26 protein-coding genes and 1 pseudogene are annotated in these 21,152 nt (G+C 46.3%); 20 read left to right on the top strand and 7 right to left on the bottom strand.

Annotation, left to right across the window (positions count from 1 at the left end):
- Positions 1-23 precede the first annotated feature (23 nt).
- Positions 24-248 (bottom strand): hypothetical protein, encoded by a 225-nt coding sequence (locus tag METMK1DRAFT_RS16725; protein ID WP_009074408.1) that lies wholly within the window; start codon positions 246-248, stop codon positions 24-26.
- Positions 249-318: 70 nt separating this feature from the next.
- Here METMK1DRAFT_RS16725 and METMK1DRAFT_RS11660 point away from each other — a divergent pair.
- From METMK1DRAFT_RS11660 to METMK1DRAFT_RS11650, 3 genes and pseudogenes are all read left to right on the top strand, one after another.
- A pseudogene (locus tag METMK1DRAFT_RS11660) lies at positions 319-922 on the top strand (cysteine hydrolase family protein).
- Positions 923-943: 21 nt separating this feature from the next.
- Complete coding sequence (locus METMK1DRAFT_RS11655; RefSeq protein WP_048087987.1) at positions 944-1,915, top strand: DHH family phosphoesterase; 972 nt, start codon at positions 944-946, stop codon at positions 1,913-1,915.
- 83 nt (positions 1,916-1,998) lie between these two features.
- Entirely contained in the window at positions 1,999-2,643 is a 645-nt protein-coding gene (locus METMK1DRAFT_RS11650; protein WP_245544641.1) for a peroxiredoxin, read from the top strand.
- A gap of 12 nt (positions 2,644-2,655) precedes the next feature.
- Here METMK1DRAFT_RS11650 and METMK1DRAFT_RS11645 read toward each other — a convergent pair whose 3' ends face one another.
- Complete coding sequence (locus tag METMK1DRAFT_RS11645) at positions 2,656-3,336, bottom strand: metallophosphoesterase family protein (protein ID WP_009074399.1); 681 nt, start codon at positions 3,334-3,336, stop codon at positions 2,656-2,658.
- A gap of 34 nt (positions 3,337-3,370) precedes the next feature.
- Here METMK1DRAFT_RS11645 and METMK1DRAFT_RS11640 point away from each other — a divergent pair, with 34 nt between their 5' ends.
- Both METMK1DRAFT_RS11640 and METMK1DRAFT_RS11635 read left to right on the top strand, forming a co-directional pair.
- A complete protein-coding gene (locus METMK1DRAFT_RS11640) occupies positions 3,371-4,510 on the top strand; it encodes a DUF763 domain-containing protein (RefSeq protein WP_009074397.1) in 1,140 nt (379 codons plus the stop codon).
- Complete coding sequence (locus METMK1DRAFT_RS11635; protein WP_009074395.1) at positions 4,488-5,600, top strand: citrate synthase/methylcitrate synthase; 1,113 nt, start codon at positions 4,488-4,490, stop codon at positions 5,598-5,600. Before METMK1DRAFT_RS11640 ends, METMK1DRAFT_RS11635 begins: the two co-directional genes overlap by 23 nt.
- 58 nt (positions 5,601-5,658) lie before the next feature.
- Here the strand turns inward: METMK1DRAFT_RS11635 and METMK1DRAFT_RS11630 are convergent, their stop codons facing one another.
- Positions 5,659-6,807, bottom strand: coding sequence for an RNA-guided endonuclease InsQ/TnpB family protein (locus METMK1DRAFT_RS11630; RefSeq protein ID WP_009074394.1), 1,149 nt, complete (start codon positions 6,805-6,807; stop codon positions 5,659-5,661).
- 198 nt (positions 6,808-7,005) lie between these two features.
- Here METMK1DRAFT_RS11630 and METMK1DRAFT_RS11625 point away from each other — a divergent pair, with 198 nt between their 5' ends.
- Together METMK1DRAFT_RS11625 and METMK1DRAFT_RS11620 are read left to right on the top strand one after the other, a co-directional pair.
- Positions 7,006-8,064, top strand: coding sequence for an ISH3 family transposase (locus METMK1DRAFT_RS11625; protein WP_009074392.1), 1,059 nt, complete (start codon positions 7,006-7,008; stop codon positions 8,062-8,064).
- Between the two features lie 80 nt (positions 8,065-8,144).
- Positions 8,145-8,804, top strand: coding sequence for a DUF47 domain-containing protein (locus tag METMK1DRAFT_RS11620; RefSeq protein WP_009074390.1), 660 nt, complete (start codon positions 8,145-8,147; stop codon positions 8,802-8,804).
- A gap of 65 nt (positions 8,805-8,869) precedes the next feature.
- On the opposite strand, the gene METMK1DRAFT_RS11615 is transcribed toward METMK1DRAFT_RS11620, so the two are convergent.
- Positions 8,870-9,370, bottom strand: coding sequence for a ribbon-helix-helix domain-containing protein (locus tag METMK1DRAFT_RS11615; protein WP_009074388.1), 501 nt, complete (start codon positions 9,368-9,370; stop codon positions 8,870-8,872).
- A gap of 616 nt (positions 9,371-9,986) precedes the next feature.
- Here METMK1DRAFT_RS11615 and METMK1DRAFT_RS19230 point away from each other — a divergent pair.
- From METMK1DRAFT_RS19230 to METMK1DRAFT_RS11600, 6 genes are all read left to right on the top strand, one after another.
- On the top strand, positions 9,987-10,229 hold the full coding sequence (locus METMK1DRAFT_RS19230) for a transposase (RefSeq protein WP_009074386.1): 243 nt from the start codon (positions 9,987-9,989) through the stop codon (positions 10,227-10,229).
- 37 nt (positions 10,230-10,266) lie between these two features.
- Positions 10,267-10,662, top strand: a complete 396-nt coding sequence (locus METMK1DRAFT_RS19225; RefSeq protein ID WP_009074384.1) for a transposase — start codon at positions 10,267-10,269, stop codon at positions 10,660-10,662.
- Positions 10,595-10,783, top strand: coding sequence for a zinc ribbon domain-containing protein (locus tag METMK1DRAFT_RS19745; RefSeq protein WP_342632966.1), 189 nt, complete (start codon positions 10,595-10,597; stop codon positions 10,781-10,783). The genes METMK1DRAFT_RS19225 and METMK1DRAFT_RS19745 overlap by 68 nt, the downstream gene beginning before the upstream one ends.
- Positions 10,784-11,095: 312 nt before the next feature.
- Positions 11,096-11,368: a DUF4898 domain-containing protein gene (locus tag METMK1DRAFT_RS17865; protein ID WP_281034126.1), complete on the top strand. Its 273-nt coding sequence runs from the start codon at positions 11,096-11,098 to the stop codon at positions 11,366-11,368.
- Positions 11,369-12,227: 859 nt separating this feature from the next.
- On the top strand, positions 12,228-12,437 hold the full coding sequence (locus METMK1DRAFT_RS11605; protein ID WP_009074377.1) for a ribbon-helix-helix domain-containing protein: 210 nt from the start codon (positions 12,228-12,230) through the stop codon (positions 12,435-12,437).
- A gap of 3 nt (positions 12,438-12,440) precedes the next feature.
- Positions 12,441-13,400 carry an inorganic phosphate transporter gene (locus METMK1DRAFT_RS11600; RefSeq protein ID WP_009074375.1) on the top strand — a complete coding sequence of 320 codons (960 nt, stop codon included), beginning with the start codon at positions 12,441-12,443 and terminating at the stop codon, positions 13,398-13,400.
- Between the two features lie 5 nt (positions 13,401-13,405).
- On the opposite strand, the gene METMK1DRAFT_RS11595 is transcribed toward METMK1DRAFT_RS11600, so the two are convergent.
- Together METMK1DRAFT_RS11595 and METMK1DRAFT_RS11590 are read right to left on the bottom strand one after the other, a co-directional pair.
- Entirely contained in the window at positions 13,406-14,236 is an 831-nt protein-coding gene (locus METMK1DRAFT_RS11595; protein WP_009074373.1) for a DMT family transporter, read from the bottom strand.
- Between the two features lie 6 nt (positions 14,237-14,242).
- Positions 14,243-14,863 (bottom strand): membrane protein, encoded by a 621-nt coding sequence (locus tag METMK1DRAFT_RS11590; RefSeq protein WP_009074370.1) that lies wholly within the window; start codon positions 14,861-14,863, stop codon positions 14,243-14,245.
- A 194-nt stretch (positions 14,864-15,057) separates the two neighbouring features.
- Here METMK1DRAFT_RS11590 and METMK1DRAFT_RS11585 point away from each other — a divergent pair, with 194 nt between their 5' ends.
- The 3 genes from METMK1DRAFT_RS11585 to METMK1DRAFT_RS11575 are packed head-to-tail and all read left to right on the top strand — an operon-like array spanning position 15,058 to position 17,410.
- Positions 15,058-16,449 carry an MFS transporter gene (locus tag METMK1DRAFT_RS11585; RefSeq protein ID WP_009074369.1) on the top strand — a complete coding sequence of 464 codons (1,392 nt, stop codon included), beginning with the start codon at positions 15,058-15,060 and terminating at the stop codon, positions 16,447-16,449.
- A 54-nt stretch (positions 16,450-16,503) separates the two neighbouring features.
- Positions 16,504-17,145, top strand: a complete 642-nt coding sequence (locus METMK1DRAFT_RS11580) for an HAD family hydrolase (protein ID WP_009074367.1) — start codon at positions 16,504-16,506, stop codon at positions 17,143-17,145.
- Between the two features lie 37 nt (positions 17,146-17,182).
- Complete coding sequence (locus METMK1DRAFT_RS11575; RefSeq protein WP_009074365.1) at positions 17,183-17,410, top strand: sulfurtransferase TusA family protein; 228 nt, start codon at positions 17,183-17,185, stop codon at positions 17,408-17,410.
- Here METMK1DRAFT_RS11575 and METMK1DRAFT_RS11570 read toward each other — a convergent pair.
- Positions 17,388-18,368, bottom strand: coding sequence for an NAD(P)/FAD-dependent oxidoreductase (locus tag METMK1DRAFT_RS11570; RefSeq protein WP_009074363.1), 981 nt, complete (start codon positions 18,366-18,368; stop codon positions 17,388-17,390). The genes METMK1DRAFT_RS11575 and METMK1DRAFT_RS11570 overlap by 23 nt on opposite strands.
- Before the next feature lie 115 nt (positions 18,369-18,483).
- Between METMK1DRAFT_RS11570 and METMK1DRAFT_RS11565 the strand changes: the two genes are divergently transcribed.
- Genes METMK1DRAFT_RS11565 through METMK1DRAFT_RS11550 form a run of 4 tightly spaced genes read left to right on the top strand, consistent with a single transcriptional unit; the run spans position 18,484 to position 21,089 of the window.
- Positions 18,484-19,290, top strand: a complete 807-nt coding sequence (locus METMK1DRAFT_RS11565; protein WP_009074361.1) for a radical SAM protein — start codon at positions 18,484-18,486, stop codon at positions 19,288-19,290.
- On the top strand, positions 19,283-20,137 hold the full coding sequence (gene lipS1, locus METMK1DRAFT_RS11560) for a LipS1 family lipoyl synthase (protein WP_009074359.1): 855 nt from the start codon (positions 19,283-19,285) through the stop codon (positions 20,135-20,137). The genes METMK1DRAFT_RS11565 and lipS1 overlap by 8 nt, the downstream gene beginning before the upstream one ends.
- Positions 20,121-20,843: a lipoate--protein ligase family protein gene (locus METMK1DRAFT_RS11555; RefSeq protein ID WP_048087985.1), complete on the top strand. Its 723-nt coding sequence runs from the start codon at positions 20,121-20,123 to the stop codon at positions 20,841-20,843. Before lipS1 ends, METMK1DRAFT_RS11555 begins: the two co-directional genes overlap by 17 nt.
- Positions 20,844-21,089: a hypothetical protein gene (locus METMK1DRAFT_RS11550; protein ID WP_009074355.1), complete on the top strand. Its 246-nt coding sequence runs from the start codon at positions 20,844-20,846 to the stop codon at positions 21,087-21,089.
- Positions 21,090-21,152: the final 63 nt, after the last annotated feature.

Here is a 21,152-nt window from a genome sequence, read left to right as displayed (position 1 = left end):
TTATTTTGTCAGGTGTTTAGTGTTTACCCGTGGCGTAACTTACCTTCTTTAATTACTTCTAATTCCACCACGGGCACCCCTCTTAAGGGATCATACAGGGTCACCCTTAACTCATTGGGGCTAGTCGAGGGAAACTTCAATACCCTCCCATCCACACCTTTATCACTCCCCAAACCTCGTGAGCAGTGCCCGTCATCAGTTAGGGGATCATCAATAAAAACTACTTCGGTGATACTATGTAAACACAACTTGTCAAAACGATATTTAGAAGTGATTAAAAATAACCAGTAGTTACGTAGAAGCGTTACAGTCTGTACTATGGATAACAAGCTAGTAGAGATTCCTCCAATTAATGAAACGGATAACCTGGAACTGGACTCTAGAAGCTCAGGAGTATTAGTAGTGGACATGCAGAACGATCTCGTCAGGGAGGTAAGGTAAGCTCTACGCCCAGCGGCGGAGGCGACTATAGAACCCCATATCTAAACTCTTGGATAGAGCCAGAAGGGCAGGAGTGAGGGTGATCTACACCCAGGATTGGCATATGAAGCAAGATCCTGAGTTCAATATTTGGGGTGAGCACGCAGTTGCAGGAACCTGGGGAGCTGAAATTGTGGATGAGCTAAAACCTACCGAGGAGGACTTTGTTGTCAAGAAGTTGAGATACGACGCCTTCTTCGGCACGTCGTTGGATTATTATCTTGACGTAAAAGGCATCAGGACTCTCGTGATCATCGGAACGGTAGCTAACATATGCGTCCTCCACACAGCTGGTAGTGCGGCCTTGAGATGGTATAGCATCGTTGTTCCTAAGGACTCAGTATCCGCACTCAATGAGTTCGACTACTACGCGTTTCTCAGGCAAGTGGATTTCCTCTACAGGGGAGTGGTCACTCCCTCTGACGGAATCATTTTTAAGTAAAGCGGGACTCTAGACATGGAAATGAGTTACTACGCCATAGTCCACAACGACTTCGACGGTACGGCTTCTGCCTCCGTTTATGCCAGGGCAGTGGGCTCTCTCCCAAAATCCATATGGTTCACAGAACCCACGAGGGTTCATGAGCTCCTCTCCAAGTTAGAGTTGAGAGGAGTTAATACCGTAATCTTGGCCGATCTAGGCCTAAACGAGTCCACCTTCTCCTCAGTACTGAAGGCCGTGAGGAGACTCAAGGCTGAGGGGGCTACCATAAAGTGGTTTGACCATCACGTGTGGAAAGAGGAGTGGAAGAGGCAACTTCAAGAGGCCGGCGTAGAGGTACATCATGACGTCACGACGTGTGGAGCAGGAGTGATAAATAAGGTCATGAACCCAGAGGACGAAATCTCTAGGAAGCTAGCCTCAGCTGACTGTTCTGTGGACATTTGGCTTCACAACGACCCGTTAGGGGAGAAACTCAGGAGGGTAGTGGAGAACAACAGGGACTTCCAGTGGAAGAAGAAGTTGATTGAGACTTTCTATCAGGGAACTCTTTGGAACGACGAGTTTCAAAGGATCTTAGAGGAGCAGGTAGACAGGGAGCTGAGAGGATATAAGGAGTTGGAAAAATACGCGAAGGTAGTTGAGGTCAACGGAATAAGGGTAGTTATTGCCATAAGGTGGAAGGGACCCCCAGACATAAGTTATGCCTCACAATATCTCATGACCAGGAACAGAGCAGACGTCTTCGTCTCGGCAAACGGGAAGTCCATATCTTTCAGGAGTAATAATGTGGACATAAGAAGGTTCGCGGTAAGTCTTGGAGGAGGGGGTCATCCACTGGCGGCAGGTGCTGCCTTAAGGATACCCTTCTTCCTCAGAATGTTGAGGAGATTTGGAATAAGGGGCCCGGCCCTTAACTGGGTCACGAACGTTGTGATTGACGTGATTCAAAGAGAAGGAGTAGTGAGGTATGAGAATAAAAGTATGCACTGAAGAATTTATAGTCATCCGATCCAGCCATTGATGCAAACTAATTTTACTTAAGAGCTCTTTTAACTTTCAGGTGATAAAGTTTGGTGAAAACGTATCAGAAGTTCCCCGACGTTCAGGTAATGACCACTGCAGGGCCGATAGATTTTTACAAGGACATCTTCGGAAAGGGCAAATGGTTATTCCTATTCGCTCATCCAGCAGATTTTACTCCAGTTTGTACTACTGAGTTCGTGGAGTTCGCTAAAGCTTATCCTGAGTTTGAGAAACTGGGAGTTCAGCTGGTGGGGCTCAGCGTGGATAGCATATACTCCCACATAGCGTGGTTAACGGACATTGAGCAAAGGTATGGGATAAAGATACCGTTCCCCGTGATAGCGGATCCAGACAAAAAGTTAGCGAGGTTATTGGATCTTGTGGAGGAGAACTCTGGGCTTACTGTGAGAGGAGTCTTCATAGTGGATCCTCAGGGGACCATAAGATTCATGGCTCAATATCCCATAGAGGCAGGGAGAAACATGGCAGAACTCATAAGGATCACCAAGGCCCTAATAGTATCATATAAGGCCAAGGTATCTACACCGGTCAACTGGGAACCAGGTAAGGAAGTAGTTATAGGTGCACCGACCACTCTCATGGAAGCTGAGATGAGGATGAAGCTACCCAACGCTAAGGCATGGTACCTAATGTTCAAGAAATACGAGGAGCTTCCCCCAGAACAGAGGGTGTGAGTGTCAAGAAACTCATTTTCTTTTCTTTTCATTTAAATCTACGTTAATAGAAACTATCTGTTTATTCGCTGGGAGGGCTACGTTGTACACCTTTACGTTCCCGACTACGGCCCTCAAGACTGTAGCCTTGTGAGCGTGACCGTGAACGGCCAAATCCGGTTTACACTCGACGTTTTCGACGAGTGGGTAACCCAGTTCTGGGTAGGCCCATCTCCTCTCTCCTGTGACGGTGACGTACGAGGAGGCATAATGCGTTAATAAGATCAGGTAGTCAGCCTTACTATCACAGAGTAGTTTATTTATCTTTTCAAATCTTTTCATATAAATTTCCTCGCTAATTCCTAATTCCCTTTGCCACTTTGTCGGCCTGGATATTATCCCCTCACTTCCCACCACCTCGATGGTCATATGGTCAAGGGTTACGGTGTGAGATTCATCTTCCAGCCATATCACCTTGGGATACATCCTCCTGAACTCGTCCCTGACTTCCCTGAAGTCCTCGTTTCCGAAAACAGCTATTACGCTCGTCGAACTTAGGGCTCTGTAAATAGGATCAAAGTGTATCACTCTCCCCTTATCTACGAGATCTCCAGCCAGGAGGATCAGATTGGATGGAGGGAGATTTCTCCTAGATGAGAAGAATACGTCCAGATAACGAGGAGAATGGATGTCCGAGGTGGCCCAGAATATCACGTCCTTTATATATTATGGCGAGCTAAATAAACACGTGGAGATAACAGGAGTAGCCGACCTTCCCCTGCATAACGGTAAGGTTCCCAATTGGTTGATCCCAATAATGAAGCGCATGTCTAGGGCCTTATTGGACGTCATGCTCCTGGAGTGGGGTCCAGATAAGGTCGTACAAAGGTTCTCTAATCCGCTTTGGTTTCAGGGATTCAACAACGTTATTGGAATGGATTGGGACTCCTCAGGTTCGACCACTGTAACCCTAGGGATAGTGAAGGAGTCCGTGAACCCTAAGGAGGACGGATTGGCTGTCCTTGGAGGTAAGGGAAGGGCATCGTTACAAGTTCAGGAGGAATTGGAGAAGATCTCGAGTGTCTTAAACGTGGACGCAACAAAGCTGGGGAGAATCAGTAGGCTCGTTGCCAAGGTCGACACCACTCTCCTCCAAGACGGGCACGAACTCTATCATCACTCACTCCTGGTCACTGAGAGCGAGTGGGCTGTGATTCAGCAGGGCATGAATGTGGATACCAAGTTCGCGAGAAGATATCATTGGAGGTCAGTGAGCGATCCAGTTGATCAGCCTCATGAGGGTATATCTGGAGCCAGAGTTGACGCTGTACTCAACGTCCTTCCCAAGGAAGGTGCTAAGAGAGCTCTCCTTGATCTTCTCCGGGAGAACCCGAGGAAAATAGTCCAAGAGTATCTACGTCTTCAATCAGTAATCAGGGGTACCAGCCTGGACACTTGGTTGAACTTAGGGACTATCGGGGCCATATCTAGGGAGGCTAGGATCGTTTATATGAGGCCTGTCGACGTAACGAGAGTTGAATCCATCCTGGAGAGACTTAGGGAAGCAAATCCTGGAAATTTAGAGGAGGCTCTGCTCTTGGGCCTAGGTCCTTCAACTGCGAGGGCTCTCAGTCTGATCTCCGACTTGATTTATAGGGAGCCGCCTTCCTATCAAGATCCCGTGGACACACCCTATGATCCCTTTAAATATGCCTTTGCAATTGGTGGTAAGGACGGCGTCCCTTTTCCAGTTAATAGGAAAGTCGCATATGAGGTAATTATTACCTTGGAGGATGTGGTTAGTAGGGCCAAATTGGAGAAAAAAGATAAGGAACGGGCATTAAATAAATTGAGGGAGTTGTCAGTTGGAGTTAAAGAAGGGACTTGAGGACGTAGCAATCAAGGAGACCTCAATAACTTTCATAGATGGTGAGTTGGGAAGACTTTACTACAGGGGATACTCCGTATATGATTTGGCTAGTTTCTCCAACTTCGAGGAGGTAGCATATCTAATCTGGTACGGAAAGTTGCCTACGAGGAAGGAACTAGAGGACTTCAGGAAATTAATGGCCGAGGAGAGGAAAGTGCCAGATCATATTTCTAGCTTCGTCAGGCAGGTGTCTAGGAACGCCAATCCCATGGACGTGCTTAGAACAGCGGTCAGCATGATGGGACTAGAAGACTCAAGAGATGGGGACACTATTCAGAAGGCCATCAAGATAACATCAAAAATGCCAACTATAGTTGCTCAAATACAGAGGACCAGGAGAGGACAGGACCTTGTGGAACCTGACCCTAATCTGAGCCACGCGGAAAACTTCCTTTTCATGCTTCACGGAGAGAAGCCGTCCTCCACCGATGTGAGATCCATGGATGTATCCCTTACCCTACACGTCGATCATGAAATGAATGCGTCCACGTTCGCTTGTCTAGTAGTGGCGTCGACGCTCTCGGACATCTATTCCTCCGTGGTGGCTGGAATATCTGCACTTAAAGGTCCGCTTCATGGGGGAGCAAATTCTGAGGCATTAAAACAGTTCCTTGAGATTGGATCCCCAGATAACGTGGAGAAATACGTCCTGAGTAGGTTAAGCTCTGGCCAAAGACTCATGGGGTTTGGACACAGGGTCTACAAGACCATGGATCCCAGAGCAAAGATTCTACGGGAGTATGCCAAACAGTTATCGACTGAGAAGGGGTTAGGGGAACTGTTTGAGATTGCCCAACGTGTAGAGGAGATAGGTATCAAGATACTTGGGAACAGAGGAATATATCCCAACGTAGACTTCTACTCAGGTCTAGTGTTTTACGCCCTGGGATTCGACCCAGATGTATTCCCTACGATCTTTGCCTCAGCCAGGGTCGTAGGTTGGACCGCTCACGTAGACGAATACCTCAAGGATAACAAACTCATCAGACCTAAGGCAATATATGTAGGGGATTTAGGAAGAAGATATGTCCCCATAGACGAAAGGTAAACTACCCCGCCCTCACGGACGGGGCTTTGGGGTTTCCAGTGGTCTTCACGACACACCTTCATCTCCCCTTCGGGGTGTTTACGTATCCCCGACCCGTACCTCTCGTTAAGGCACGGGCTACGTTAATAGCCGCGTTCAGGTCACGGTTGTACTTGAGACCGCACTTAGGACAGCGATATTCCCTTCCTTCAACGTGGGTAACGTACCCACACCTGTGGCAAGTCTTGGACGTATTCTTAGGGTCTATGTATACCACCTTGATTCCTTGTATCTTAGCCTTGTACTCCACCATCTTCTGTAGCTTCCTGAAGGGTAAGGAGTGAAACCTCCTGTTGAGTTTCTTACCCCTCCTGAAGTTCTCTCTAATACCCGTGAGCTTCTCCATCACTATCACAGGAGAAGGGAACTGTTTAGCGTATTCCACAATCTCCTTGGAGATAACGTGAAGCTCATGGTTCACGATCCTTCTCTCTCTACCTCTCAGCCTCTTGAACACGTCCAACCTTCTCTTTTCCTGTAGTTTCCTCCTAATGTTGAAGTGCCTGTGCCTGACTTCCTTGATTCTAGATCCCTTGAAGAAGGTGCCCTTTGTCGGTTTGTCGTCAACTAGTGCCACTACTGTGGCTAAGTTCCTTTCACCCAGGTCTATCCCTATAGGTGTTTGTGGTTCAAAATCCTTGAATGGTTTTTCAAGGGTGAAGTAGGCGTACCACTCTCCGTCTCTCTTTACGAGTTCAACCTGTTGCAAAGACCACTCGCCATCGTCAGAGAGGGCGTCAACTATCATCTGTCTTTGTCTTTCCCCCAACTGTACTGGATACCACACACCATCACCGTCCAGCTGAAGATATAACCAATAAGGTGTTAACTTAGTGTCCCTCCTCACGAGCTTGAAAGCACGGTAGTTCACTCGCATTGATACTTCATGCACGTGAAATTCTCTTCCCTCATTAGCCTTAACCAGTTCTACTGCTTTGTCCCTAGCAGTCTGCGTGAGAGTGGAAGATAGACCGAACCTCCTTCTAGCCTCCTCGTACGCTTTCTGTTGGAGAAGATTCTTATCCTTGATCTTAAAGGAAGCGAAGAACTTCACAGCTTTTAGATACTTCTCCAGAACGACGTTCAGTTTATGCCTCTTCTCTTTGTTAGGGTTCAGAATCTTCCCCTGTACTGCTACTTTAACTTCTGCTTTCAGGGAACGTCCCAATCTTTTTTATATTTTGATTCACATTTATACTTAGCTCCCCGCCCTTACCGGTAGACCCAAAATCATATTATGAAAAATATTTCTGGTAGGATAATATCGAATTTATAAAAGATAAAGAAATTTATAAGAGTATTAAGAATTCAGTTGAAGAAAGGTTTAAGGTGAGGGAGATGTGGTATTACCACGTGAGTAAGTGAGATGGTAACACCGGTACTCCCTCACCAAAACAACCTTCAACAAATAGGATATAAATTACTTTCCGTGCTGAACTTCAAGGGAAAGAAAGGGGAAGAGGTGGCGAGAACCCTCATCTCAGCGTGTTTATGGAACGATTCAGTAGAGAACAAGTCGAGGGCGTACGGCGTGTCCCCACAGACCGTGAGGAATTACGTGGAGGAGCAGGGGGTGGAAGTTATTGAGAAACTCTTGGAACAAGTGAGGAAGATATCCTTGGAGGTACTGAAGGGAGTCAAGGAGATAGACCTCTCAATAGACTGGACGACCAAGACCTGGTACGGGAGACCGGTGGAGGGGCTCGGGAGTTCGGAGGAGGGAAACTCTTGGAACTACGCAACTGCGACGACTAAGTTTGACGGGAAAGTGCTCCTACTAGCTTTCATTACTCAAGTGAACGGGATGACTAAGGATGAGGTCGTGAAGGCCCTCGTGGAGCAAGTCGTCGCCATGGGGTTCAAGGTAAGGTTGATGACTCTCGACGCTGGTTTCTACACGGTTGACGTGCTCAACTTCGTTTCGCAGTTCAAGTACATAATTGCCGTCCCTGTTGGGGACGTGAAGGTCTACCAGGAGTTCGACGGCGAGTACGAGACGAACAGTAAGAGGCACAGGAGGGACGAGCAGGTCAAGTTCAGGCTCCTCGTGTACAGCAAGGAGAAGGTCAGGAGAAAGAAGAGGACTCTAGTTTACTTCGCTAGGGCTACGAACCTCGACCTACCGAAGGGGGAGGTGTTGAAGTTGTACAACAAGGTGAGGGGTCCCATAGAGACCTCTTACCGGAACATCAAGGCTTTTCTCCCCTTCACCAGTTCCACCAAGTTCGTCTTCCGCACGTTGATCTTCGTGCTGGCCGTGGTCCTCTACTCCCTGTACACCGTGTTCAAGGGGGAGGTGAGGAGGGAGGAGTTCAGGTTACTCCTAATACTCTTGTTTTCTGATGATTTATTCTATCTAAGAGATTTTCTACTTAAATCAATAGGACCGCTTATTAATAATATAGATTTATTTTCAAGGAGGTGATTTTGGGTCTACCGTTACGGACGGGGTCTCAGGTGTCAAAAGATGAAGAACTTTTTAAATTTGTATAGAGTATTATCCTTGTGCTTAAGTTTTCAATAAATAAGGAAGAGGTAATCTTCTCTAAAACCTTTGAGATAGCCAAGAGTATAGACGAGTCTATCCTGAAACTTCAAGATCTTGTGAAGAAAGTCCTAGAAGGAGATAGAGGGTCGTTATCAGCTGACCTCGTGAAGATAAAGGCGATCTACGAGAGGGTAGCGATGACTAGGGAAGAAGTCGTATCGTTGCTTTATGGCGAGGCCTTTCTTCCAGACTTCAAGGAATCCATGATGATGCTCAACCAGGCACTTTATAATACGATAAAGGCCGTCAAGGATTCGGCTAGGGCCATCTCTTCCAGAAGACCTGATGGGGAGTTACTGAAGGCCTTAGGTGAAGGCCTCCAAACCTACCTCTCTACAATATTAGAGGCAGGGGAAAAGTTAGTTACAATGGTGTCACTCATGAAGTCTGACATGAGAGAGGCCATTAGGGTAGGGAAAGAAATCCAATTACTTGAGAGGAACGGAGATGACATAAAGGACGTCCTGATGGAGAAGCTATATGAGGCTGAGAAGAGCACAGATATAATCAGTCTCCTCCAGCTCAAGGACGTCGTGATCTTCATGGATGATATACTGGATTACATGGAGGAAGCTTCTCTGAGTATAGAAACACTTTATGCAACGCTCAAGGCTTAAAGGTATTGACTGCATAACAAACTCTCTTATATTACTTACCCAAAATCAATAAGAAAGACAGTAGCTCATTGGCTCAGAACAGTTATTTTCTTCACGAACCTACACTTTCTCAGCAACATTAACTTGTTCACGTTGGGCGGTATCGCTACTTCATCCACCGATATTATGGAGTCGATAAATTTGTCTGCTGTATCTTGATCCATATCCGGGAAGACCAATTTCGTTATATTCCTAAAGGAGACAGGCCTCCCAGCCGAATTCAGTTCAGCCTTAGTTATCACTACCTCACCTAAGTTGGATATTATTATGACGTCCTTCTTAGTCTCATTAAAACCGTCAAGGAACGCCTTTCCAGTGCTCTTTACCCCATCCTTAATGTTGTAAGCCAACATCTCAGCTTCTGATAGTGTGCTCAGGAACTGGCTCATGGCTTGGTTAGTCAGTTCACCTACTGTCCTTCCAGTATCTCTAGCCATCTTGACCAACTTCTCATACAGCCTGGAGTCGACTCCTCTTATTGTGACCGTTTGCTTTTCGTTTGTTTTCTGATCATCTGGTGAAGACATGATTTCTCACTATACACGAAAACAAATAAAGCTAACTTTATGGTTTTACGAGATTTCTCGCAACCAGAAGTTATAAAGGAATGGGGTTCAAAGGGGCAGAAAACCTCGCCTCCCTGAAGCGATGACGGATAGCCTCACTGTATTAAGGTTTTAAGCTTCGAATCCCTCTTCCTCTCAGGATGCCTTCCTCTGGTCAAATTCTTGGGGAGCGGGAGCCGACCTCTCTCGCAATGCCGGAAGAGAGCATCTAGGAGGTTGAGTACTCGAACAGGAGAACGGACGTCGTACGTCTGTTACCGAACGGTTTTCAGGAGAGGAAACTCAGGAGGCTCGCGAACCTCTAGGCCAAGCTGTCAATGAGATAAACTACGAGAGGAGAGAGTTCTTCCAAAAATGTCACGTGGACTTAGACACAACGTGGGACAAGCACTACGAGAAGTACAAGGAGGGACTTGGTAGTGCTAACGCATAGACCGTGATGCGGAAGATCAACGAGGCCTGGTCGTCGTTCTTCTCTCTTTTAAAGCTGAGGAAGGAAGGGAAACTTCTGCCCCATATTAACCACGTCGGCCCACCCAAGTAATGGAAGGATAGGGACACAAGGAAGTTACTACTCGTGGTGAGGCAGGACAGGAAGGTCGTGGACGAGCAGGACCAGCTGGTCCTGAAGGACTTCGACGTGGATGTCGAGTTCGCTGGGAGGTTGAGGTGGTACGGGAAACAGGGGAGGCTAGAGATACACTACGACGACGTGGAGAACGCCCGATACGCCTCTATCCCGGTCGAGGTAGGTGTAGAGACGACGAGGAAGGGCAACAGGTCGAAACACATTGTGAAGGGTGAGAGGAAGAGTATATAGATCGAATCACCCAAGGGGAATAAGGTCGCGTCCATCGTTGGGAATAAACGTGTTGGCGAGCGTTGAGGTAGACGACACCTGGATCTTGTACAGGGGCATAAGGACAAAGGAGGACTACTTCCACTTGGAGAAGAGGATCTCCTGGGTACAATCGTTGACAGACAAGACGAGAGACATCGCGGAACTTGTTGCATACGAGGAGTTGCTAGGGGAGTTGAGGAGACTACACGGGAAATTAACCAGAAGGCTTCATCTCTACAGGAACTTCGCGTCCCACCTAATCAAGACACTTCACGCTCAGTGTGTCCACGATCTACTTGGGCTACCCGTTCAACGTCGCTCGAGACAAGGGCAACAAGTTCACTGTGAACTTGTGCTCTTACCGCAAGTTGACGGACGTCATAGAACCGAAGGCCCAGGAACACGGCATTAAGGTGCACGAGGTCGTCGAGTACAACACGTCAAGAAGGTGTGCCTACCACGACGTCCATGTTGAAAGGAGTCTGAGGGGAGTAGTCCACTGCCCCTGGGATCCAGACTGCACAGCAACCTGAACGGTGCACTGAACGTCCTCAGGAGGGCCACCAACTCACTCGTGTCAACAACTAAGAAACCTATCTCCTTTCTTGTGGACCACAACAGAGTAGCACCTTAAGGGGGTGTAACCCTCAACTCGGGGAACCCTCGCCTTTATGGCGAGGAGGTCATATAAGATCTCCTGAAAGCACCAGAGTGCGTAAGGAAAGATACAAAGGAGGAGATTTGGATAGAAAATAGACAAACCATTTTCTAGTATTTTATTCATTATAGAAAGAGAAGTTTATAAGTGAGAGTAAGAAAGATATATCAGTGAGACCTTGTCAAAAGTGACACATGAGGATTTCATAACGCGAACTCTGACGAAGTCTGGTTTCTCGAAAAATGTGTCTATTCCTTTAAAGGTCATTTCGAACGTACAAGCCACGTTACAAATGGTTTTACCTAAGGATGTGAAAGGTGTGGCTGTGATTTACAATCCAGAGGACGAACAGGTCGATCTCTTTAAGAATACTATAGCAAAGATAAGGCCTAACTCCTTTGTAATGTGTATGATGGATAGTTCTTCACCTAGAGGATTCGTGACACTCTTTTACAAATGAAATGGTCCCTTGTTCAATTAACATACAGCAGTTGTGGGATTTTTCCTTAGTTAGCGCCCTGTAATCAAAGTAAAATCTGACAACTGCTGTAACATATTAAGACGCATGCACTGTGCGGTACCTAACTCTTAATAGCTAAACCCGTAACCCTCTGAACGTGTTGGGCCGGTTATAAAAGAGGGGTTTGGGAAGAAAACCTCGCCATTTATACCGGAGATAGATAGCCTCCAGGATTTAAACAATAATTTGATATATATTCTATCACTAACGGCCAACGATGGGTCAAACGTCACCGAGACACCTGGGCGAGGATCTGAGGGGCCACACCTAGCTCACCTACTGCCAGTACTGGCAATGGCATAGTATCCGTGCCTTCGGGCTGGGACAGTCCGTAATACCCGTGGACCTCGCCCTCCACCATTTGGATAGAGTAGAGCCAAGAACCAGATAACGTCGCTCCGACCCTGATGTGCTATGGGATATCCCATTGGAGGAAGTTCCCTCCTTTAGGGGTGGGTAGCTCACAATACTATTGCTTTATTAGAAGTTGGGCTCGATGCGACGTAACACCACTTATGCATCCTAGTTAATTCACCACTCTTCCTTAAAACCCATTCAACACACATTCCCGGTCTATCATTTTATGAACGATTTTAATTGATTTATGAAAAATCTACATATATTATCAAACATCTATAGTGGCAATATCGTATTATATTGATCATTTTTCTTCCAACGCACTTCTGTATTAAATACTTTAAATCTTAACTTGGTAGCTCCTGTAATTTAAAAGATTCAATAGCGTTTCATACAGAAAGGTTTATCTAGTCTGCGTGAGGAAGGACATCAGGGTAGCCAGATGGCAAATGATTTCTCTGATGAGGGAGGGTTCATTGAAGTCGATCTCATGCCCTCAACAAAAACTGTAACTCTTAAAGTTCCCGTAGAACTGATAGCGAAGATGGATGAAGTGTATAAGCAACTAAATTACGCAAATAGGAGTGAACTCATAAGGGCCGCTATCCAGGAATTTTTAAAACATATAAATGAAACAAAGCGGAAGGCATAAGAAATGGATTATTTAAGTATGGGACTATTTTTAATAGGTCTGATATCTTCTTTTGTAGTTGGAGGTAACAACGCGGCTACTGCCTTGGGAATATTGATCTCCACTAATGCCCTCAAGAGGAAGTACTCCTACCTCCTCAGTTCCATAAGTATGTTCCTTGGAGTTAGCCTAGGGGGTCTGTCCATGGAAAAGAGTATCTACGGGACAGTCAATGGTCAAGGGATATATCTTCAGCTTGCAGTGTTCTCGGTATTCTTCGCATCAGTTATCTCCTTCTACTATCTCAATAAGATGGGGATACCTTCATCTCTGAGCCAGATGATATATCCGTCCTTGGCTGTGTTAGTCTTGCTCTCCAGACAACTCCAGTTAGACTGGAGCAAATTTTGGTTCACCGTGGCATCTTGGTCTTTCTCTCCTCTCCTTGCCATACTTTGCTCCCTTGGTCTCTACCTCCTGCTGGCAAGACTCACTAGGAGAGAGAAGGAAGTGCTAAGAGAGATGAGAGTGTACAAGTTCTTAATACTGGCTTCCTCCGTTTTTACGTCCTTCGTGACAGGGGCAAACGCGGTAGGGATAATTGTTTCCGAGGGTCTTCTGGCTGGACCTCCCTTTCTGATCTTTCCCACTTACGGTTTAGCTGCAGCCCTGGGAATATACTTTAGTTCCAAGAAGGCATCCATAGTTGTGGGCTTCAGATTGACCAGAATGGGATATTTGAGCGCAACTTCAGCTCTTCTTGGGAGCGACATCATATCTGAGCTCTTCACCTTAGCTGGAGTTCCAATTTCGATTACCCAAACCATAATGGGCGGTATTATGGGGTTGAGCTTAAGGAGTTATGGCCAGGATGTAGGAAAGCAGCTCAGGCAAGTAGCTAGAGGATGGATGACTTCACCTGTCATAGCTATAGTCTCATCGTTGGCAGCATACGGTGTGATGAAAAGCTTGTTCGGGCTCTAGTGGAACTATGTCCTACGGTCTATTCCTAGCCATATGGAACTCACTAGGATCAGTATCGCTCCAAGAATTTCTGGTGGCGTGAGATATTGGCCAAGGATCGGATAGGCCAGAAGGGTAGTGAAGACTGGTTCTAGAGCAGATATTATGGTAGCTATGGTGGAATCCATCACCCTGACACCTCTATAGAAAAAATAGTAAGGAAGTATGGTACCAATAATGCAAAGGAAAGCTCCTCCCCAGATTGAACCAAGGCTAAACAATCCCTCCCTGAAGAAGGGAACCGCTAAACCGACGGGTATCAGAGACCATAGGGATTGTGCACCCACTAAGTCCCAGTCGGTCACTTGTTTCGTTTGAAGATATTTGGAAACAGAGATTAATGCAGCGTAAGAGGCACCGGAGGCCACACCCCACAGTACCTGAAGAATAGATGGTGTACCCAGGTAAGAGAGATACAGACTACCCACCACCAGTAATGAAGCCAGGAGCTTGGTCACCGTTATTTTCTCGCCAAATAGAGAAAAGGCGAAAATCGAGACGAAGAGTGGGGCCGTGTACAAAAGAAACGATGAGAGAGGAGCCCCGTCGTAAATGATTGTGAAGGCATATATCTCGTAAAAGATCCCCGCTATCACACCCAAAGCTACCGCCTTAACTGTGAGCAGTTTACTCTTATCTGTAATAAAGATGGAGAGGATCGCGGAGAAAAGAGACCTGTAAAAAACTATGCCGTATGAGGATCCACCGTCTCTGTAGGCTAACTGCACTGCTATCCCTATTGTGCCCCATAGGAGCGACGCTATCATCAGGTCGCGGAACCCACTGGTCAGCCTCATGCGGGCCTACACCTTTATTATAAGGTAGTTCACAGCCAAGAATAAGAGGAGCAGAGGCAGGAACAAGACTTCAGAAACTCCTAAGAGAACTTCCAATGCCCAAAGGGAGGCCAAGGAAAAAAGGAGGGATGAGAGAAAGAATTTGAGATGTGGTAGCCTGATCCTAGCTATCCTACTTTTCAGGGCTCCCGTCAAACCCAGGACTAAGACCGCAGCCAGCCCAGTACCCACAAGGGCTGAAGAGTAGCTTTGAGGAATCAGTGCCAAAATGACGAGGACATCCTCTAGAGCTTCCGTAATGGCCACGGTCAACACGACTCCCATCCCTTCTCTCTCCTCATGAGCTCTCTTTATTCCTTTGAAGGACCTCCTAGCACTCCTCAGGAGTTTGAAGCCAAAGTAAGCAAGCAAAATAGCTCCTACTATCAGGACGTAATTTATAGGCAGAAGGGCTATCAACTTTCCCAAAGTGAAAGTTGGAACGAGCACCAAACATACTCCTATTAGGGCATAGCCGTAGGGTTTCCAGGATTCGTAAGCTGCCGCGTAAATTGCCGATACCGCTCCTGCTTCAGAGAGCTCCAATGTCCCCATGAGAAGAGACGCTAATAGTACTCCTACGTCCATACCTTTACCTACACGAAGAGAAAGGTTTAAAATTAATCTTTGAGGTCTTGGCTCCCCATATAATATTCTTAAGAAGATGTTAGATTTCACGTGATCTCGTGAGAATAACTATAGCCTATATAGTACCATATAGATTCCGTAGAATATATGGGTAAAAGTTTTAAGAAAGCCCAATGATTCAAGCTTGAACACCAATGGAACCTTTCAAAGGATTGGACAGCACCAGATTGAACTTCAATCACATAAAGATCTGGTACACCTCTGGTATGGGATTTTTCACTGATGCCTACGATTTATTCATTATAGGGGCTATACTTGATATTTTCTCAGCATATAAGCTACCAGGGTTCGTCCTGAACCCCCTGTACACTGGTTTGCTGACGTCGTCGGCCATATTCTCCGCCGTAGTTGGTCAACTGTTCTTTGGGGTACTGGGGGACTTGATAGGGAGAAAGAAAGTCTACGGGGTTGAGGCGTCTTTACTAACAGCTGGGGCGATCCTGTCTGCCCTCTCTCCCAACATTCTGTGGCTGATCATCTTTAGAACAATAGTCGGATTCGGAATCGGGGGAGATTATCCCATATCTGCTACGATAATGAGTGAGTACGCTAACGTCAAGGATAGGGGAAAACTCGTAGCGTTAGTCTTCGCTAATCAAGGGGTAGGTAGTGTAGTAGCTGTTGCAGTCGGTGCTATATCGGCGTTTACTCTCCCTCCAGATCTCGCGTGGAGAGTTATGGCTTTAGTGGGTGCAATACCAGCAGCCACCGTGATATATCTGAGGAGAAAGGTGCCCGAGACTCCCAGATATGCAGCACTCAAGGGCGACACTGAACAGTTAACTAAGGCGGTGTCCTTTGTATTGTCAGAGTCCGTAACTGCGCCCGCTAAAGTGAAAGTGGAAAGGATGAGCATAGGCGAATTCTTCTCCAAGTATTGGGCCCTCCTCATTGGTACTGCAGGCTCATGGTTTCTGGTGGATGCGGCGTTATATGGTACAGGAATATACTCAGGTCCCATAGTGAGCTCTCTTCTAGGAAAACCAAGTTCGGTAGGAACAGAGATAATCTATGCCGGAATCCCATTCATGGTAGGATTCTTTGGTTATTTCACAGCGGTTGCTTTGATGGATAGACTGGGCAGAAAACTAATACAGACCCAAGGCTTCATAGTTATGGCTATCTTATATGCCATCGTAGCCTTTGTCATGATCACTAGTGGCACAAAGGTTACTGGTTTCCTCATCCCTACTCAGATGGCCTTTGCCCTGTACGTTCTGTCCTACTTCTTCATAGACTTTGGTCCCAACACCACAACATTCGTGATACCCTCAGAGGTTTACCCCACTAGCTATAGGACCACCGGCCACGGAATATCCGCAGCTGCAGGAAAGACCGGCGCCGCTATATCAACGTTCTTCTTCGGTGAATTGCTTTATAGCATAGGGATAAAGGGGGTTCTAGAGATGCTCGCCGTGTTGAGTGTGATAGGGGCAGTACTAACGATAGTAGCCATAAAGGAACCCAAGCTGAAGAGCCTAGAGGAGGCCTCCCAGGATAAGGTAGTAGTAGAAGAAGCTAAATAATCTATATAGTTAATCGTTGTCAATACTTAAATCTAAATAGCTCTTTTTTGATACATGACTTCAAATGTTCTCCTAGATGTCGGTGAGACCCTAGTCGGCTTCAGACCTCTAGCCTACGAGAGGATTAGGGAAATACTCAAGGACTGGGGCTACGATAGGACTCCCAAGGAGGTTTTCAGGGCTCTCGTGAAATCCATGGGGAAATCTAATTTTCCAAATGAGATCGGGCTAAATCCCGTTGATCTAAGGGAAGTCCTATACGAACTAGGCCTGCCTCCTCGAGGCGAGATATTGAAGGATCTTCAAGGAAATTACTTTCCCTCAGAGTGGTACCTGTACGATGACGCTGTGGATTTTTTGGAGAGGTGTAAATCAGAAGGGATACGTGTAGTTCTAGTCACTAATGCGACCAGAAGAATGGTTAAAGTTGTCGAAGAATTGGGCATATTAAAGTACGTCGATGCAGTGGTAGCATCATATAGCGTAGGAATAGTCAAACCACATCCCAAAATATTTTGGTACGCTACTAGATATAGTGGATTCCCCGTAATCCACATTGGGGATATATACGAACTGGATTACTTGGGTGCCAAGAGGGCATATGTGGACGGAGTACTCCTGGATAGGTTCAACTTCTACGACGATATAAAGGTAAGGAAAGTGAGGAGTCTCAAGGAAGTTGAAATGATTGAATGAGGGAAAAGTTTTTCTCTCGTGAGGAGAAGATCTCTGGATGGAGCTCGATCTTACCGGTCTCTGTTGCGCAGTCCCACAACTCACCCTTCACTCCGCCCTACGCAAATTGGGATATGGGGAGGAACTAAAAATAAGGACAGATGACCGAACGATAATAGAAAGAGATATCATACCACTCTTGATTAATTTCAATGTCGAATATAAGATTATAATTGAAGGGGACTCCTATCTAGTCACTGGGATTAAACGGATTCCACCAATTTGATAGCCCTATAGATTCCGTATCTCTTGGCCAGTTCCGCCAAGGATCCCTTAACGAACTTCCCCATGAAATCACCAAAATATTCCCTCCCGACCCTTAGGATCACAGCCATTTGTCTATACTGGAACTTCTCCTCCCTGCCCATCGCGTTGAGCATAGCTGTCCTTCCAGATTGCACGGCTACCTGGGCAGACATTGGGACGAAACTCTTAGTCGTCATGCAATCGCCTGCACCATAGACGTCATCAAAATCGATCGACCTCAAATAATCGTCAACTAACATCCTCCAGTTCTTGTTTGTTAGTCCCCATTCTTCTATGATCTTGGGACCTCTGAAGCCTGCCGCAGCTATGATTAGGTCGGCATCTATTTCCCCCCTATTGGTTATGACCTTCCCCTCCTCAACTCCCTCAACCTTAGTTCCTAACATTACCTCAACTCCCATTCCCCTTAATTTTGAGAACGCGAAATCGGAAGATTCCTTACTCATGAAGGATAGAAGTCTGTTCTGATACTCCACCAAAGTAACCTTCTTCCCCATCTCCTGAATCACTCCAGCTAGTTCTACACCTAAAGTCCCTCCTCCTAAAATCGCGACTCTCTTAGCCTTAGTAAGCTTAGCCCTGATGGAGATGGCATCCTCGAGAGTCTCCAATTTTTGTACAGATTTGCCGAACCTCAGATCCTGTTCGTACCCCATGGATATAATCAGTTTATCATAACTAAGACTCCCCTTATCAGTGACCACAACCTTCTCCTTGAAGTTTACCTTTAGCACCTTTGTCCTCAATACCTTGCTTGAGTAAGGCACGGCAGCGATAGAAGGATTTCCCGTCTCTATTACGTCAGCCAATCTGTGAGTTAGGAGGAAATACTCTTTGGAGTCCAGGACTATCGCTTCCCTGTTCTCAGCTAACGATGATAGTCCAGCGAATCCTCCCCCTAAGACTAGTACTCTCATATTTCCTCGTTTACAGTCATGCTGGACTTTTTAAGCAAGCCCTAGTTTAAGTTTAAACATTTCTAATAAGATATTAGTGAGGGAAATTTAAAATCACCTTCTGGCATATTCCATTGTGGAGGTCCTATTATCGTCTGGAACGTATTATGCGATAACTAAGGGTTCCATTTACTCAAGGACAGCCTACGCCCTAATGTTGGGGGGTTGTAAGAGCTTTTGCAAGTTCTGCTCTCAGTCTCTATGGAATAGTGCAGACAAAAGGTATTTATCGAGGGTGAAGTGGTTCCCTGTGAATCTGGAGGAAATAAAGGACAAGTTGACTCCGTTTTACAGGTTTTGCCTGCAGACAGTCGTTAAGGATCGCTTCGAAGAGGAGGCACTACAGATATTGAGGATCGTCAACGTCAAAGGGAAATCTCTGACCGTTGTACCTATAGACGTTGAGTATTTGAACCAGTTTAGAAAGATCGGTGTGGATTACCTAGGCGTAGGATTGGATACCACTGAAAGTAATTGGGAAAAAGTTTCAAAACCCTTCAGCTTTCAGGAGTACGTGAGGTTCATAAAGGAGGCCATTCAAATCTTTGGGAAAAGGAGGGTTTACGTTCACCTAGTTTATGGTATGGGGGAGAAGAGGGAGGAGTTCGTCGAGTTAATGAAGCAAATCTATTCCTGGGGAGCAGAAGTGGCCCTCTTCGCCTTCACGCCAGTTAAGGGAACCCCTATGGAGCATTGGCCTAGACCCTCACTCAAGGAGTACAGAGAGATCCAGGACATCAGGTTTAGGCTATCCCATGGAAGGGAAGGTAAAGAGGAGGCCTATTTTACTTCAGGTTGTCCTTCCTGTGACAGACCTTTCTATAACGAAGATCCCTTAAAGGAGCCTTACAATGTGCCCGCACTGGTGAGGAGAAGTGATTAAGGGGTTTACCACCAGGCAATTATTCGCAACCCTCAGTATAACTGGAGGTCACTGCTCTCTGAACTGTTTCTATTGCGGGTCAAAGTACATAGCCTCCATGACTGAGGCCATGACTCCAGAGTCGTTTGAGAAGGCTGTCAGGAGGATGTACAGGGACGGAGCCAGAGGATTCCTGGTCAGTGGTGGTTTCGACGCTCAAGGAAGACTTCCCTTGGCGAGATACCTCAGTGTGATGAAAGCTCTGAAAAGGGAGCTGGGAGTCATATTCAACGTCCATCCAGGCCTTCTGGATAGGTACACAATAACCCTCATGAGAGATGCTGTGGACATGGTGGACTACGAGTTTGCCTATACGAAGGCTGCGTTCTCCGCCAAGGGCGTTAGGGCTGAGAGAGAGGACTACATCAGAGTTCTAGAGTACCTGATTGAGGAGGGACCAGAATATATCGTCCCTCACATAATTACAGGTATGCCTGGGGACTCAAAAGAGGACCTCAAAGAAGCCATAACTCTTGCGTCATCCTTAAAACCTTATCTCCTGAACTTCCTCGTGTTGGTGCCGACTCCTGGTACCCCTTCGTTCAAGCTCTCTGTAAACTTCGATGAAGTTCTGGAGGATATAACTTTAGGCTCAAAACTGATGGCTGGGAAGGTAAGTTTAGGATGTATGCGACCCTACCACCTTAAGGAAAAGCTGGATAGGGCAGTGATTGAGAGGAATCTTGTAGACAGAATAGCTAATCCTCATCACAAGGTTCAAAGGGAATTTAGATTACCTATGTATGATGCGTGTTGTAGTCTTCCCGAAAAGTACTTGGAGGGATTCAAAATTGAGGTTGATAATTGAGGAAGGTTCTCCTGGTTCTAGACAGATGGCCTTGGATGAGGTGATGCTAGTACTCGTCTCCAGAGGAATAAGTGAAGAGACATTAAGGCTCTGGAACTTCTCTCCCACCACGTTAAGCTTAGGCAGATTTTTGGCTGTCAATGATTGGGTGAATACCGAGAAATTAAGGGAACTAAAGTTACCTCTAATTCGGAGGTTCACTGGGGGAGGTCCGGCACTTCACGACGAGAGAGGAGAGATAACCTGGACCATTGCGCTGAGAAATGCGGACATGATGAAGGCATATGAGTTAGCAGGAAAAGCTCTAGTGAGGGCGATAGGGGAGTTCGGACTCAGGGGAGAATTTACGCCAATAAACGACGTAGTAGTGGAGGGGAAGAAGGTTGTGGGAATGGCTGGAGCCCAGAGCGGAAACGGGGTTATAGTGCACGGCACTTTCATGTTTTCCACAGACCTTTCGCTCATGTCTGTGATTAAGGTTCCCAAGCCTAAAGAGTTGGCCAGGGGGTCCCCAACCTCCAGGGTCTCCACGATCTCCCTAATTTTGGGCAGAGAGGTCACGAGAGATGAGGTCTTAGAGGCGTTGCTTAAAGGTTTCTCCTCGGTGTTCTCGCTGAAAGATGGGGAACTCAGCGACTTGGAGATAGATCTAGCGAAACGGTTCGAATATAAATATACTAACGATAAGTGGACCTACGTGAGGTAAATGATTTGTGAGAGAATATTTAGATCGAGGGCTGGGAAGACTGTGATATTGAGAGTTTACATAGAAAATGAGATAAAAAGGGTGGAAGTGACAGGGGACTTCTTTGGTGAAGAAGAAGAAGTCGTGGAGGCTGAGAGGGATTTAGCGAATCTGAAGCTTCCATCTTCCCGTTTAATCGGTGTGGATCCTCAGGAGCTTTTGAAAGAAGTAGAAGAGTGTCTTTTGATAGGTTCAAAAAGAAGTTAACAATTAAGCTTTATTGCTTTATTATTCTTGTCATTTATTTGTTAAGTTTTTGTTACCATGTCA

Source organism: Metallosphaera yellowstonensis MK1 (assembly GCF_000243315.1).
GTDB classification, from domain to species: domain Archaea; phylum Thermoproteota; class Thermoprotei_A; order Sulfolobales; family Sulfolobaceae; genus Metallosphaera; species Metallosphaera yellowstonensis.
This window is presented reverse-complemented; position numbering and strand designations above follow the sequence as displayed.